This is a genomic window from Paraburkholderia sp. J11-2 (assembly GCF_905220185.1).
Lineage (GTDB): Bacteria > Pseudomonadota > Gammaproteobacteria > Burkholderiales > Burkholderiaceae > Paraburkholderia.
The window spans coordinates 1-14,523 of the sequence record NZ_CAJMYY010000062.1 but is presented as its reverse complement, the minus strand read 5'-3'; the positions used below and the strand labels follow the sequence as shown (position 1 = coordinate 14,523).

Genomic DNA, 14,523 nt, shown 5'->3' with positions numbered 1-14,523 from the left:
ACAGAAATGTCGATAATTTATGTTATGTCAAATATGAACGCAACAGATTGATGTCCCCTCATCACCTCAATCACGCTCATACACAAAGCACCGATCCCGCCCCTCAAAAAAACACACAACCGCGCTAAATCGCCGGATTAAAGGGCATTTATCCGCCAATCCCTTTTTTCGCGCGCCGCACAACGCAGGCATAATTTCAATGGAGCAGCGCGATTAAAAGGGTCGTTTTCGTATTCCTGAACATCTACGGACTACGCAAGGCGAGACGTTCTTGCGCCTCCGGTCCCACGATAGATTATCTGGCGTCGCCATCGCGGCGCGAGGCAGGAATAGATTCATGAAACCGGCAAGTAATTCGCGGTGGTCACGCTTTGGCCGATACATTGCGTTGGGTGTTTGCGCGGCCGCAGTCGCGGCAACGGCTGGCTTCCTCTACTGGCGGCATGAAGCGAATCTCACGCAGTCCCAGCCTGCGGCGCTTGGCGGCATTGCCAGCGAAATGCGGCATGACACATCGCCCTGGACGAAGCGAGAGAAAGACGCCTCGGAATTGCTGCGCGATATTCACGACCGCGATGTCGCCGCTATCGGTGTGAGCCGCGAAGCGATTCTCGTCTCGACGCTCAAAGGCGAACAATATTATGTGGCCGATCATAACGGCGCGTTCTCGAACGCCCTGCTGCTCGGCGATCTGAAGCCGGGCGCCACGCCGCCCTGGCAGCTCGTCTGGCTGCCTCACGCCGATGTGCGCATTGGCGCCGCACGGTGGACCGAAGCGTTGGACGGCCTGCGCGACGCACTCAGTCTGCTGCTTCCCGTGCTGATGGTGGGCGGTCTGTTCTGGTTCATGCGCCGCGAAATGGGCGGCGGCGCGCAATTGCTCGGCGAGTCCCCCGCGTTGCGCTTCGACGACGTGATTGGCGCGGGCGAGGCCAAAGCCGCGCTCGCCGACGTGCGTGCGTGGCTCACCGAGCCGGCGCAGTTCACGGGCATGGGCGTGCGCGCGCCATGCGGCGTGCTGATGACCGGTGGCCCGGGCGTCGGCAAGACGCGCCTCGCGCAGGCGCTTGCAGGCGAATGCGGCGCGAACTTCATCGCCATCACTGGCAGCTATTTCAGCGCGAAGTATTACGGCGTGGGCATTCAGAAGGTCAAGCGCCTGTTCGAACTCGCGCGCAAGAACGCGCCCACGGTCATCTTCATCGACGAGGCGGACGGTCTCGGCAAGCGGACCGACACCGGCGGCGGCCCGGTCGAGGCGGAAAGCAACCGCATCATCAACCAGCTGCTCGCGGAGATGGATGGGTTCGAATCGAACGAAGGCGTGATCATCGTCGCCGCGACCAATCACCCGGACAATCTGGACGAAGCGCTGCGCCGCCCCGGCCGTTTCGACCGCACGGTGCAGGTGCGTCTGCCCGACCTGGAGGATCGCGCCGAGATTCTGCGCTTCTACGCCGGCAATCTGAAGACGAAAGCCGACGACATCGATTTCAACCAGCTCGCGCGGCTAACCACGGGCCTTTCGCCGGCCACGCTCTCGATGATCGTGAATCAGGCGGGTCTCGTCGCGCGCAAGGCCGGCAAGCAGGAAGTGGCCGCGGTGGATTTTCTCGAAGCGATCAAGATTGCGCGCATTGGCGACGTCAACGGCGCCGAGCGCGCGCTTTCGGACGACGAGCGCACGCGCATTGCGATCCATGAAGCGGGACATGGCCTCGTCGCCGCCCTCCTCGGCACTGGCGTGCTCGAAGAAGTCACGATTTTGCCGCGCGGCGGCGCGCTGGGCGTGGCGCTGATCACGAAAACGCAGGACAAGTACCTGTATCGCGAGACGGAAATGCGCAACGAGATCCAGGTGCTGCTGGGCGGCCGCAACGCGGAACTGCTCATGTTCAGCGAAGCATCGAGCGGCGCGGCGCAGGATCTGCAGGAGGCTTCGCGCATCAGCCTCGATATGGTATCGAAGCACGGCTTCAACGCGGACGGAAATCTGTTCAGCCTCGCCGCGCTGCCGCAGCAGGTCGCGGGCTTGCAGTTAAAGAGCGCGATCGAGCACGCCAACGCGCTGCTGCACGAACTCAACGACGCGTGTTTCGCGTTGCTGCGTGCGAACGAGCCGGTGCTGCGCGCGATCGCCGATCAGTTGCTCGAGTCGGAGACGGTGCCCGGCGAAACGGTCTATCGTCTGATTCGCGAGCATGCGGCGGCCGTGGCGAGCACGCACGCGGTGACCGAAGCGGCCGCCGCTTGAGCGGCCGCTTGCGGCGCCGTCGTTCAGGTCCTCAGCCCCTTTCGAGGGCCGCCATCGCTCTCACGATAACGAGCAGCACCGAAAGACTCACGCCAGTGGACGCGCGCAGCTCCGTAAGCAACTGCGCATAACGTTCGAGCGCTGCCTCGTGCTGCGCGCACCATGCGTCCACAAGCGTTTGCGGGTCCGCGGAATCGGCGCCTTGCGCAAGCACGCTCGTGGTCAGCGCGCGCTTGAGGTGCGCCACCTCGGCAAGCGCCGCCGCGCGCGCCATGGTGTCCCAATGCGTCGGCGTGGGCAAGGTCGCGGCTCGCTCGCTAATCCAGCCGTAATTGAGCCGCGTACCCAAGGCGAAATACACTGCCGCAACGCGCTCGAGCGGTTGATCGCACGCGGCAGCCACATCGGCAATGTCGAGCAGTGCTACTGAAATATCGCCACTAGCCACGCGCAGTGCGAGGGCATTTTCAACACCGGCGTTCACGAGTTCACCCTGGCGTGCCGAGAGCGCTTCGAGATCTGTTTCAGGCAACAGCGCCGGCAATTGCGGCGCGAGGCGCTGCACGGCGTCGCGGCAACGCGCCAGCAGCGTACTCACGCCGTCGTTGCTGACCACAGCCGCGTGCAGGTGCCGCAGGAACCATAACGCCGCGCGTTCGAGCAGCCGCGCGACGGCGACAAACATGCGCGCCTGCACGTCGTCGGCGACCCGGTTGTCGAGCGCGTCGATGGCGCGCCAGATATCGTTGAGGCCGAATACGTCCTGTGCCATGACGCACGCGCGCACGATTTCGCCGGGCTGCGCATCGGTTTCCTCCATCAAGCGGTGCACAAATTCGCAACCCACGCGGTTCACAAGCGCGTTCGTCAAATGCGTCGCCAGGATTTCACGCCTCAGCGGATGCCGATGCATCGGTTCGCTAAAGCGCTGCTGCAGCGGCTGCGGGAAATAGTCGATCAGCAGGTTCGCAACGAGCGGATCTTCCGGCACGGACGAATCGAGCAGTGCATCGTAGAGCCACATCTTGCTGTACGCGAGCAGCACGGCCCGCTCCGGCGACGTGAGCCCGAGTTTGGCGACCTGGCGTTCGGCGATTTCGTCGTCGGTCGGCAGGAATTCGATATGGCGATTCAGACGTCCTGCGCGTTCGAGCCAGCGCATCAGGCGCGATTCGGCGTCGAGCAGCTCCACGGCGTAGCGGCCCGCGATCGAAAGCGCCTGCGTCTGGTAGTAGTTGTCGCTCAGCACCAGCAGGCCGACTTCGTCGGTCATCTCCGCCAGCAAGGTGTTGCGCTGCTTCGTTGTCATCTCGCCGTCGGCGACCACGATTCCGAGCAGGATCTTGATGTTCACTTCGTGGTCCGAACAATCCACGCCTGCTGAGTTGTCGATCGCATCGGTGTTGATGCGGCCGCCATGCTGGGCGAATTCGATCCGGCCCAGCTGCGTGACCCCGAGATTGCCGCCCTCGCCCACGACCTTGCAACGCAGCTCCGAGCCGTTCACGCGCACGGCGTCGTTGGCGCGGTCGCCGACCTGCAAGTTGGTCTCGCGCGCGGCCTTCACATAAGTGCCAATGCCGCCGTTATAGAGCAGATCGACGTTCGCCAGCAGGATCGCGCGAATCAACTCGGTTGGCGAGAGTGCCGCCGCCTCGATGCCGAGCGCCGTTCGGACCGCGGCTGAGAGCGGGATCGTTTTCATGGTGCGCGCGAACACGCCGCCGCCAGCCGAAATCGTGGCGGGATCGTAGTCGGCCCAACTCGAGCGTTCGAGCGCGAAAAGCCGCGCCCGTTCGGCGAGACTCACGGCCGGATCGGGGTTGGGGTCGAGGAAAATGTGCCGGTGATCGAACGCCGCGACGAGTTTGATATGCGGCGAAAGCAGCATGCCGTTGCCGAACACGTCGCCCGACATGTCGCCGATGCCGACCACGGTGAAATCGGTGGCCTGCGTATCCACGCCCATTTCGCGGAAGTGCCGCTTGACCGACTCCCACGCGCCGCGCGCCGTGATCGCCATCTTCTTGTGGTCGTAGCCCACCGAGCCGCCCGAGGCGAAGGCGTCGTCGAGCCAGAAGCCGTATTCGACGGATATCGCGTTCGCATAGTCCGAGAACGTCGCCGTGCCCTTGTCGGCGGCCACGACGAGGTACGGGTCGTCGGGGTCGTGGCGCACGACATCGGGCGGCGGCTGAATCGCGTTGTTCACGAGATTGTCGGTGAGATCGAGCAGGCCGCGCAGGAAGGTTTGATAGCACGCTACGCCTTCACGCATCCACGCTTCGCGCTCGCTCGCCGGCGGCGGGTTCTTCACGACGAAGCCGCCCTTCGATCCCACCGGCACGATCACGACGTTCTTCACCATCTGGGCTTTCATGAGGCCGAGCACTTCAGTGCGAAAGTCCTCGCGGCGATCCGACCAGCGCAGGCCGCCGCGCGCAACGCGTCCGCCGCGCAAATGCACGCCTTCCACGCGCGGCGAATAGACCCAGATCTCGAACATGGGCTTGGGCTCGGGCAGGCCGGGCACCTTCGACGGATCGAATTTGAACGAGAGCGAGGGCCGCTCTGCGCCATTCGCTTCGCGCCGGAAATAGTTCGTGCGCACCGTGGCGTTGATCACGCCGAGGAACTGGCGCAGGATGCGGTCTTCGTCGAGATTGGGCACCTGGTCCAGCGCGCTTTCGATGGCCTTGAGCATGAGCTCCGTGCGTTCCTCACGCGCCGCTGCATCGCGCGGATCGAAACGGAGTACGAACAGTTCGACGAACTGCCTTGCGATCGCCGGATTTCCAGTTAGCGCGCGCTCGATATAGGCGTCGCTGAAGGTCGAGCCCACCTGGCGCAGATACTTCGCATAGGCACGCAAGATCGTGACTTCGCGCGCGCTCAGGTAGGCGCGCAGCACCAGCCGGTTGAAATCGTCGTTTTCGATGCGCGCGGTCCACACGCTTTCGAACGCGTCTTCGAACAGGCTCTTCACGCGCTCGATATCGAATTCGGCATCGTCCGCAAGTTCAAGGCCGAAATCGTGGACCCACGCGGGCTCACAGGACGGCGCCTCGATCACATAGGGCCGCTCTTCGTCTACGCGCACGCCGAGATGTTCGAGCATCGGCAGGCTGCGCGAGAGCGCAATGGCGTCGCCCGCACAATACACCTTGAAGCGGAACGTACGCGGCCCCGCCTCGATGGGCCGATACAGATTCATTGCGATGCGCTGTGTTCCCTGCACGCGCTCGATCAGTTCGATGTCGCGTACCGCCGTGCGTGCGGGGTAGTCGTCGCGATAGCCGGGCGGAAACGAATCGGCGTAGCGATGCAGCAGACGCGTGCCCTGCTCTTCACCGAATGCGTCGAGCAGCGCGTCGGCCAGGTCGTCCTGCCAGCGGCGCGTGACCTGCACGAGCCGCGCTTCCAGTTCGTTCGTGTCGACTTCGGGCATCGTGCCGGGCTCGGCGTGCACGACGAAATGAATCCGCGCAATGGCCGACTCCGAAAGCAGCGGCGTGAACTCCACGGAAACGCCGTTGAACGCCTCCACGAGCAGGTTCGCAATGCGCCGCCGCAAATCGGTGTTGTACTTGTCGCGCGAGACATATACGAGGCACGAAACGAAGCGATTGAAACGGTCGCGCCGCACAAATAAGCGCGTGCGCTGGTGTTCCTGCAAGCGCAGCACGCCGAGCGCGATGTCGAAAAGTTCGTCTTCACTCGCCTGCAGCAGCTCGTCGCGCGGATAAGTCTCTAGCACCGTCACCAGCGATTTGCCGAGATGGCCTTTGGGCAGAAAACCCGCGCGCCGCACGATATTCGCGCATTTGCGCCGCACGATCGGGATTTCGGCGGTGGACACCATATAGGCCGTCGACGTGTAGAGGCCCACGAAGCGGCGCTCGCCGCACACCTTGCCATCCGCGCCGACGAGCTTCACGCCCACGTAGTCGAGATAGCCAGGCCGGTGGACGGTCGCGCGCGAGTTCGCTTTCGTCAGGAAAATGGGCCACGCGCCTGCGATGATCTCTTGCGCCGCAGGAGGCAACGGCGTGATGTCGGGCGTGCCCGGCGCGCGCAGCGATTCGCGCAGAATGCCCAGACCCGAGCCTTCCACGCCGCGCAGGGCATAGCCGCCGTCGTGCGAAACCAGCGCGTAATCGCGTTGGCCGAGGAACGTGAAATGGTCGGCCACCATCCATTCGAGAAATGCGCGCGCTTCGATGTCCTCTGCGCTCGTTTCGCGCGCTTTCATCGTCTTGATGGTGGTGCGCGCGGCCTCGAGGAGGTTCGGCCAGTCTTCTACGGACGCCCGCACGTCGCCAAGCACCTTGGTTATATCGCGGCGCAATTCGTCGAGCTTTGCTGCGTCGCCGCAGCGGTCGACTTCGAAATGGATGAACGACGCGAGTTGCGATTGCCCGTCACCGGCGCTGGCGCCGGCCTCGCCGACGCGCTCAATTGCGCCGTCCTTGTCGCGCCAGATCCGGAATACAGGGTGCAGCGCGGAATGCAGCGCAAGACCCAGGCGGTTGACGGCCATGGAAACCGAATCGACGAGAAACGGCATGTCGTCGTTGACGATTTCAATGACCGTGTGGTCCGAATGCCAACCATGCTGTTCGAGGATCGGGTTGTAGACCTGCATGCGCTCGCTGCCCGGCACAAAGCGCTGCGCGGTTCGCCAGTGCGCCATGGCAGCGCCGTAGAGGTCGGCAATGCTGCGGCTGCGCAGATCTTCAGCGTCGGCGAAATCGTAGTAGTGCCGCAGGAAAGGTTCGACGATCTGGAACGTAGGCTCGGGCAAGCGCGCCCGCGCAAATTCCACGACGTCGGAGAGCAGATGGGCGACGAATTCTTCGTTCCTCGCTAGCATGACGAACTCCTTGGCGGATAGTCATCGACTGCATCGGCGGTTCAGTCATTATGCACCGGTAAGGTGATCGAACGATGAATGCGTGCGCACGATCTGCCCCACGGCGAGGCATTGCACGCTCGCACGCTGCGTTGCGATGCGGATGTTGGCGCAGAACTTGCGGACGGCGAACGCCTGCGTCAATGCGCTAAGGAGCCGCTTTCGAAGCCAGATGGAATTGGGCGAGCAGCCAGGTGCGAAGCTTTTGGCTTGTCTCCCATCGCACGCTGCCCTGGGGGAGGACCACGTAATAACCGAGCGACAGTGGCAGCGAAAAGTCGAACAGGCGTTGCAATCTTCCGGCTGCGATATCGCGCTCGACAAGATGCTCGCTCGTGAGCGCGATGCCCTGCCCCGCAATGGCGGCGTCGATGGCAAGCGACGACTGACTGAAGCGCGGCCCTTTCAGCGTGTCGATGCCGTTTGCGTAGCCCAGTGCGTTGAAAAACTCCGGCCACAGGTCATGAGAATCGTGCAGCAGCACATAGTTTTCCAGGTCCGCGATCATGCGCACCGGGCAGTCGTGCTTGAGCAGCTGCGGACTGGCTACGGCGAACACCTGTAGCGGAAATAGCAGGTCGCTGACGAGACCTTTCGCGAACGGTGGCTTGCCGAGCCGAACCGCGATATCCACGCCATCGGATTTGAAGTTGCACAGCGTTGCATCAGCAATAATCCGGACGTCGATTTCCGGATGTGTTTCGGCAAACTCTGCTAGCCTGGGTATCAGCCACTTCGAAGCAAATGACGGCGTCGTGCTGATCGTGAGGGACGTCGAACGCCGGTTCAGCGCCTCGGTCGCGTCGGCGACGATCGTGAGCGCCCGCTGGACGGCAGCAAAGTAAGTATGCCCCTCGGTCGTGAGCGCAAGCCCCCGCGGCCCCCTTGCGAAAAGGGGCAAATTCAGGGCTTCCTCCAACACCCGTACCTGTTGCGCGACGGCGCCCTGCGTCACGCCGAGTTCCTCCGACGCGAGCCGGAAATTGAGGTGCCGGGCGGATGCGTCGAACGCGCGGAGCGCATTCAGCGGCGGCAGATGGCGTGGCTTCAATGAGTGCTTCAACGGATATATTGGCTACTGAAAAGTCGGCAATTCGCCAGCAGCGGTTCAATAGCGAGCCAGTAGAAATTTTATTGTCAGACCATAATAAACATCATTCGACAATTCAATCATAACGCCATACAGTTTCTGCACGAAGTCCCATGCAGCGCAGCGCTGCGGCGCTGAATCCATTCAAGGAGAGAGCAACATGGCAGTAGAAAAAGTAGCACTCGTCACGGCGGCCGGCAAGGGCATGGGCGCGGCGATCGCGCGCGAACTGGCAGCCAGTGGCTACCGCCTGGCCTTGATGTCGCCCTCTGGCAGCGCGGCCGAACTGGCGAAAGAGCTGGGCGGATTCGGCTTTACGGGCTCGGTAACCGATCCGGACTGTATCGACCGGTTCGTTAGCGAAACGCTCGAAAAGTACGGCCGCATCGACGCCGTGGTGAACAACACGGGGCACCCACCGAAGGGCGATCTGCTTTCTATCGCCGACGAACAGTGGCATCTCGGGCTCGATCTCATCGTGCTCAACGTCGCCCGCGTGCTGCGCCGTGTGACGCCTGCATTTCTCGAACAAGGCGGCGGCGCGGTGGTGAATATTTCGAGCTTCGCCGCCGATGCGCCCGAGCAGGCCATGCCCGTTTCTTCTGCGCTACGCGCCGCGTTGAGTTCGTTCACACGCCTCTACGCCGATCGCTACGCCAAGGACAATATTCGAATCAATTCCGTTCTGCCGGGATTTATCGACAGTTGGCCCGAAACGCCCGAGATCGTCGCCCGCATTCCGGTTGGCCGCTTCGGCAAGACACAGGAGATCGCGCAAACAGTGGCGTTCCTCTTGTCGGATGCTGCGGGGTACATCACGGGGCAAAACATCCGAGTCGATGGCGGTATCGTGCGTGGTCTGTAACGCGCCAGATATGGATCAGATCGTCGACGCGGTCTGGGCACGCCTGCACGCCTGCGCAAACGCCGGCAAGGAGCGCTCGCCCTTTACGATGCTGCAGGCCGCGACGATCGGGCTGGACGGCGCACCCGCCGTGCGGACGGTTGTGCTGCGACGCGCCGCTCGCGAGCAGCGTGCAGTCATGTTTCATACCGACGTGCGCTCTACGAAAGTGGCTGAATTGCGGCGCGACTCGCGCATATCGCTTATCGGCTGCGATCTTGACGCTGGAGTGCAAATACGACTCTATGGCGTTGCACGACTTGTCGAGGCGCCGTCGGAAACGAGAGCGGCATGGAACGCAAGCCGACCTCGAACGTTGATCGTCTATCGCACGCCGCTTGCGCCCGCGACGCCGGTTGCGTCTCCCGCTGAAACGCATGCTGCGGCGCATGGCGAAGATCTCGACCCAACAGACGGGTTCGAAAACTTCTGCCTGGTCGAAGTGACCGTATCGAGAATCGACTACCTCGATCTGAATCCCGCGGGGCATATGCGGGCCAGTCTCGTGTTTGATGAAGGGAAATGGCGCGGCACCTGGATCGCGCCTTAGTTGGCGGGATGCCTCGAGCCGCATCCCGCCATGCGGCGGCGTTGGCCCCTGTGCCAGCGTGGCCGCAGGCAGGTGGTTGAAGGCTTTCACCAGCTTCGCGCCCAGCAGACGCTGCCGTAGCGCTTGTAGGGTGCGTCACGCAATGTTCGCTAGCTGCGTGCGCCGGGCGCCTGATTCACTCGCCATCGATTCGCGCACGTAGCGCGCGAATTCCTGCGCTGCGGGTTGAACTGTCGCTGGAAATCGCAGGCAGATCGCGAACGCAGGCAGCGCAGGCAAGCCGGTTGCTTCAGGCGTGAGCATCTCCACACCGACCGGCACCGTGGAGGCGAGCCAGGCCGTGATCGCAAGGCCCGCGCGCACCGTCGCAGCGGTCGCCTCGATGTTGCCGCTCTCGAACACGGTGCGCCACGCAATGCCCTTGTCCGCGAGCGCGCCGAGTACAACCTGCCGGAACGCACAGTGCTCGTCCACCATCGACAGTGGCAATGGCCGCTTGCGCCACGCATCGCTGCCGCGCCCATTGACCCACACCAGGGGCTCGATGCCGACCACTTCGCCCGCGGCTTCGCTCGCGACATATTCGAGCAACGACACGTCCACATGACCGCTATCGACTGCGTCGCTGAGTTCCGGTGAAGCCGCGCAGACCAGCGATATGTCGACGTGTGGATGGGCTTCGGCAAATGCCTTCATGGCGGGCGCGAGCCGCGTCACGAGGTCGTAAGGCACGCCCACACGCAGCGCGCCACGCAGCGGCTGGCCGGTCATGTCGGCCCAGATTTCATCGTTGAGCCGCAGCAGTTGGCGCGCTTTCACGAGAAACACCTCGCCCTCGCGCGAAAGCTCCAGCTTGCGCGTCTTGCGTACGAATAAAAGGCAATCCAGCACGTCTTCGAGGCGCTTCACCTGCTGGCTCACGGCGCCTTGCGTCATGTGCAGCAAATTCGCGGCAACCGTCATGCTGCCGCTATCGGCAACGGCAACGAAGGTACGTATGAGGTCGAGGTCCAGGTTCCGGCTCATCGATGCATTATTCCGCGTAATGGAGCGCATCAATATTATTACCTTTCACGATGCGTTGCCGATCCGTACAGTGCACCTCTCACTCACGCAGATGGGCACCCATGACCTCGATTCTGCCGCTCGTGCTTTTCGTCGCCGTCTCGACCGTGACGCCCGGCGGCGCTACCACGCTCGCCACCGCGTCGGGCGCGCGCTTCGGCTTCGTACGTTCGATCCCACTGATGCTAGGCATCGCGATAGGCCTTGCCTTGCTCGCTGCGGTCGCTGCACTTGGACTAGGCGGTTTGCTGCTCGCCCTCCCGTCGCTGCAAACGGCGGTGAAGGTGCTCGGCACTGCGTATCTGTTGTGGCTCGCGTGGCGCATCGCGCGTAGCGGGCCGCCGGGTGCAGGCAACGGCCCCGCGCGTCCGGTTACGCTCGTCAACGGTTTGCTGCTGCTCTGGCTCAACCCAAAAAGCTGGGCGATGACGGTCGGTGCGGCAGCGTCGTTCACGCTGTTCGCGAACAATCCGAACCGCCTCGCGATGCTGCTCGGCACGGCATTCGGCGTTGCTGCGTGCGCGTCGCTCGCACTCTGGTGTGCGCTCGGCGTGCTACTCGCGCGGTTCTTTCGAACGCCGCGTCACTGGCGCATGCTCAATCTCGCGATGGGCGTGCTGCTCGCAGCATCCCTCATTCCGACCTGGCGATGAGCATGCTTCGGCAAAAGTCATCGCCCAGGTGGGAGAGCCGCGACGCTGTCGCTTACATTGGCGGGACGACGCCGTCTTTTTCGACCACCACGCGCTGCGCGGCATACGTGCCCTGTGACCCGGGTTTCGCGACCACGAAGACTTGCTTGCCCGGCGCCAGATCTGCGCGCGCCGCCGGCATGAACGTGACGATGGGTACATTCGGCGGCACCGTTACCTCATTGCTGCCGCCCTTGTACGACAGCTTGAGATTGCGGCCGTCCGTGCCCTGCACGACGGTATCGACATTCGCATTGGTCATCGTGCTGTTCGGGCCGAGGTCCCACGCGTAGTGGCCCTCCCCCGTGCCGCGTGCGGCTTCCGGGAAAACGACGACTTCCGTTGCAGTCAGCTTGCCGTCCGTGCCGGTCGTCGCGGCCGTGCCGACGAACGTTCCCGGCTTGATGTCGGAGAGCTGCATCGCCTTGACGGCCGACACGGGAACATTTGCCGCGAGGGCGATCGAGACCGTATCGCCACTGCGGCGATGGACCTTGAGAACATCGCCGTCGAGAGACACGACATTGCCGCGAATACGCGTTGGCTTGGCATCGGGCGTTTGTGCCAGCGCGCCGCCGGCAAGCGCCATTGCGGCAATGGCCGCGCCAACTTTCAGTCGAATGGTCATGAATACTCCGTATAGCAGATACGCGTTGAGGAAAAGGCCGATTCCCCTTCAGGAACCGCCAAACCAGTTGTATCCCTGGTTCTCCCAATAACCGCCGGGATACTCGTTCGTCACTGTGATTGCGACGATGTGCTTGGGATTTTTGTAGCCGAGTTTGGTCGGCATGCGCAGCTTCGCGGGAAAGCCGTATTTCGGCGGCAGCACGTCCCCGTCGTAGGTCAACGTCAGCAACGTCTGCGCGTGCAGCGCTGTCGGCATATCGATGCTGGTCCAGTAGTTATCGGCGCAATGGAGCGCGGCGTACTTCGCAGTCATGTCTGCTCCGGCGCGGCGCAGGAATTCGGAAAAGCGTACGCCGCCCCAATGTCCAATCGCACTCCATCCCTCGATGCAGATATGACGTGTGATCTGACTTTCCTGGGGCATCGCTTGCAGTTCGGCGAGCGTCCATGTGCGTTTGCCGTTCGCGAGTCCGCCTACCTGGAGCCGCCAGGTCGCGGGATCGACTTCCGGTACGTCGTCGATGTCATAGAACGCGTTGAACGGGAAAGGCCGCGTGATCATCGACTCTGGATACGTCGGCGCCATCTTGTTCGGATCGAAGAGCAGCGCCTGCACGCGGTCGTTGAAGAACGACATCTTGCGCAGCATGGTATTCACCGACTTGTCGCTCGAGAGATCGCAGCCCGAAAGCATGGCAATGCCGCCGAGCGTGAGTATCTGTCTGCCGAGCAATCTGCGCGCGGGACTCTTTAATTCGCTACGCGCGTCCTTGATGATCGAATCTGCGTTCGAGACGAGAAAGGCATTGGGTTGTCTTTTGCCGGAGCGCATGGGCAATTACCGTCCGCGAATCATCAGGAGCAGCGAGCGCGGCACGAATGCGACCATGACGACGTGCACGACGAAAAACGCTACGAGAATGCTCATGGCGAAGAAGTGGACGACACGCGCGTTGTCGTATCCCCCCATGAGCGTTCGCAGCAGGGGGAACTGAACCGATTTCCAGACCGCCAACCCGGAAAGGATCACGATCGCGATATCCGCAATCACCACCACATATGCCAGCTTTTGAACGGCGTTGTAGCGCGCCAGATCCTCATGCTTCAGCTTGCCGCGCAGCGCGGCGGAAAGATCCCTTGCTAGCGCCCCGGGACGGATCGGCAGAAGCTTTCTCCAGAGGCGCTTCGACAGGATGTTGAGGAACATGTAGACGAGATAATTCGCGACCAGCAACCACATGATCGCGAAGTGCCACTGCAATGCGCCGCCCAGCCATCCGCCCAGTGTCACGCTCGCGGGAAACGTCAGTCGCGCAAAGACAGGCGAGGCATCGTAAATCTGCCAGCCGCTTGTCACCATCAGCACGACCGCCACCGCGTTGATCCAGTGTGTCGTGCGGACCCAGAGAGGCTGAATTATCGTTCGGCTCATTTGCAGGCTTCGTGGAAGTGGTTCGTCTGCGATCAGACCCGGCTCGCTCGTTCCGAGGTCGCACCGTGTTGGTGGGTAAACCTCGCACATGCATGCCTATTCCACAGCTGCTGAAGATTTTTTCCTTACAGATTCACAACAAAATGCTTCGGCTTTCAAACGCAACGGAATAAAGAGGGCATGCGGAGCGTTTTCCCGGTGCCCTCAGCACGTCACGGGGCCGTGCGAGTGACTCGAGCACAGATGGCTGAGGGTCAATTGCGCACGATAGCTGTCGACTTCTGCAGCGCGCTTGGCGGGCATCCCGAAAAGTGGAGGTAGAGCGTGCGGGAACGTAACCCCATCTGTCGACGTGGCCTGTCCATCGGTCGTCTCAGGCCACACGCAATTGCAATTGCGACGTTTGTCTGCACTGCGTGTGCGGCGGCCGGGGTTAGCGCCGATCCGGTCGATGTGTCTTCTCCGCTGGCTCAGTATCGACTCGATCCAGGCCGTTCGGGTGTGACGTTCGACGTCACGAACGTCTGGCACTCGAGTCTCACGATGCACTTCAGCCGCATAGGTGCCGAGCTCGATGGTTTCGAGGGCGTGGCTTCAGGCCGGGTCATGGTGACGATCGACGCGACAAGCCTTGAAGCGAACGCGCCGTTTGTCACCGGAATTGTTGAAGGCGGTGGCATGCTGGACGTGATGCACTATCCGGCCATTCACTTCGTCAGCACTCGCCTTGTCCGGACCGGTCCGCTGAATTGCCTTTTGACAGGTGACCTAACGATCCGCACGACGACACGTCCCGTCACACTCACAGTCACCTTCGACTCAGACCCGCACGAGCCGACGGGCACTCGCCAAACGCTGGCCTTCTCCGCCGACGGCCATTTCAGCCGTGCAGCTTTCGGGCTAACAAAATGGTCCTCCGCTGTCGGCGACGATGTGCACATGAGCATCCGTGCCGAATTCGTCAGGGAGCGTGTGGACCCGTGAATGCTTGTTC

The 14,523-nt window shown here is 62.5% G+C and carries 11 protein-coding genes; 5 read left to right on the top strand and 6 right to left on the bottom strand.

Annotation, left to right across the window (positions count from 1 at the left end; translation table 11 throughout):
- Positions 1-337 precede the first annotated feature (337 nt).
- Positions 338-2,254: an AAA family ATPase gene (locus tag U5A57_RS40860; protein WP_321917979.1), complete on the top strand. Its 1,917-nt coding sequence runs from the start codon at positions 338-340 to the stop codon at positions 2,252-2,254.
- A gap of 31 nt (positions 2,255-2,285) precedes the next feature.
- On the opposite strand, the gene U5A57_RS40855 is transcribed toward U5A57_RS40860, so the two are convergent.
- Together U5A57_RS40855 and gcvA are read right to left on the bottom strand one after the other, a co-directional pair.
- Positions 2,286-7,127 (bottom strand): NAD-glutamate dehydrogenase, encoded by a 4,842-nt coding sequence (locus tag U5A57_RS40855; protein WP_321917978.1) that lies wholly within the window; start codon positions 7,125-7,127, stop codon positions 2,286-2,288.
- A 187-nt stretch (positions 7,128-7,314) separates the two neighbouring features.
- Entirely contained in the window at positions 7,315-8,229 is a 915-nt protein-coding gene (gcvA, locus tag U5A57_RS40850) for a transcriptional regulator GcvA (RefSeq protein WP_321939752.1), read from the bottom strand.
- 187 nt (positions 8,230-8,416) lie between these two features.
- On the opposite strand from gcvA, the gene U5A57_RS40845 reads away from it, so the two are divergent.
- Together U5A57_RS40845 and U5A57_RS40840 are read left to right on the top strand one after the other, a co-directional pair.
- On the top strand, positions 8,417-9,121 hold the full coding sequence (locus U5A57_RS40845) for an SDR family oxidoreductase (protein ID WP_321917975.1): 705 nt from the start codon (positions 8,417-8,419) through the stop codon (positions 9,119-9,121).
- Between the two features lie 10 nt (positions 9,122-9,131).
- On the top strand, positions 9,132-9,710 hold the full coding sequence (locus U5A57_RS40840; RefSeq protein ID WP_321917973.1) for a pyridoxamine 5'-phosphate oxidase family protein: 579 nt from the start codon (positions 9,132-9,134) through the stop codon (positions 9,708-9,710).
- A gap of 135 nt (positions 9,711-9,845) precedes the next feature.
- Here U5A57_RS40840 and U5A57_RS40835 read toward each other — a convergent pair whose 3' ends face one another.
- Positions 9,846-10,736 carry a LysR substrate-binding domain-containing protein gene (locus tag U5A57_RS40835; protein ID WP_321917971.1) on the bottom strand — a complete coding sequence of 297 codons (891 nt, stop codon included), beginning with the start codon at positions 10,734-10,736 and terminating at the stop codon, positions 9,846-9,848.
- 101 nt (positions 10,737-10,837) lie between these two features.
- Between U5A57_RS40835 and U5A57_RS40830 the strand changes: the two genes are divergently transcribed.
- Positions 10,838-11,428 carry a LysE family translocator gene (locus tag U5A57_RS40830; RefSeq protein WP_321917970.1) on the top strand — a complete coding sequence of 197 codons (591 nt, stop codon included), beginning with the start codon at positions 10,838-10,840 and terminating at the stop codon, positions 11,426-11,428.
- Positions 11,429-11,480: 52 nt separating this feature from the next.
- Here U5A57_RS40830 and U5A57_RS40825 read toward each other — a convergent pair whose 3' ends face one another.
- The 3 genes from U5A57_RS40825 to U5A57_RS40815 are packed head-to-tail and all read right to left on the bottom strand — an operon-like array spanning position 11,481 to position 13,529.
- Positions 11,481-12,095 (bottom strand): hypothetical protein, encoded by a 615-nt coding sequence (locus tag U5A57_RS40825; protein ID WP_321917969.1) that lies wholly within the window; start codon positions 12,093-12,095, stop codon positions 11,481-11,483.
- A gap of 48 nt (positions 12,096-12,143) precedes the next feature.
- On the bottom strand, positions 12,144-12,929 hold the full coding sequence (locus U5A57_RS40820; RefSeq protein WP_321917968.1) for a molybdopterin-dependent oxidoreductase: 786 nt from the start codon (positions 12,927-12,929) through the stop codon (positions 12,144-12,146).
- Between the two features lie 6 nt (positions 12,930-12,935).
- A complete protein-coding gene (locus tag U5A57_RS40815) occupies positions 12,936-13,529 on the bottom strand; it encodes a cytochrome b/b6 domain-containing protein (RefSeq protein WP_321917966.1) in 594 nt (197 codons plus the stop codon).
- A 324-nt stretch (positions 13,530-13,853) separates the two neighbouring features.
- On the opposite strand from U5A57_RS40815, the gene U5A57_RS40810 reads away from it, so the two are divergent.
- Entirely contained in the window at positions 13,854-14,513 is a 660-nt protein-coding gene (locus tag U5A57_RS40810) for a YceI family protein (protein ID WP_321917964.1), read from the top strand.
- The last annotated feature ends 10 nt before the right edge of the window (positions 14,514-14,523 follow it).

Coding starts and splice junctions, on each gene's coding strand:
- U5A57_RS40820 (WP_321917968.1), bottom strand. CDS start 12,929: ATGCGCTCCGGCAAAAGACAACCCAATGCCTTTCTCGTCTCGAACGCA.
- U5A57_RS40835 (WP_321917971.1), bottom strand. CDS start 10,736: ATGAGCCGGAACCTGGACCTCGACCTCATACGTACCTTCGTTGCCGTT.
- U5A57_RS40840 (WP_321917973.1), top strand. CDS start 9,132: ATGGATCAGATCGTCGACGCGGTCTGGGCACGCCTGCACGCCTGCGCA.
- U5A57_RS40855 (WP_321917978.1), bottom strand. CDS start 7,127: ATGCTAGCGAGGAACGAAGAATTCGTCGCCCATCTGCTCTCCGACGTC.
- U5A57_RS40815 (WP_321917966.1), bottom strand. CDS start 13,529: ATGAGCCGAACGATAATTCAGCCTCTCTGGGTCCGCACGACACACTGG.
- U5A57_RS40860 (WP_321917979.1), top strand. CDS start 338: ATGAAACCGGCAAGTAATTCGCGGTGGTCACGCTTTGGCCGATACATT.
- U5A57_RS40845 (WP_321917975.1), top strand. CDS start 8,417: ATGGCAGTAGAAAAAGTAGCACTCGTCACGGCGGCCGGCAAGGGCATG.
- U5A57_RS40825 (WP_321917969.1), bottom strand. CDS start 12,095: ATGACCATTCGACTGAAAGTTGGCGCGGCCATTGCCGCAATGGCGCTT.
- U5A57_RS40830 (WP_321917970.1), top strand. CDS start 10,838: ATGACCTCGATTCTGCCGCTCGTGCTTTTCGTCGCCGTCTCGACCGTG.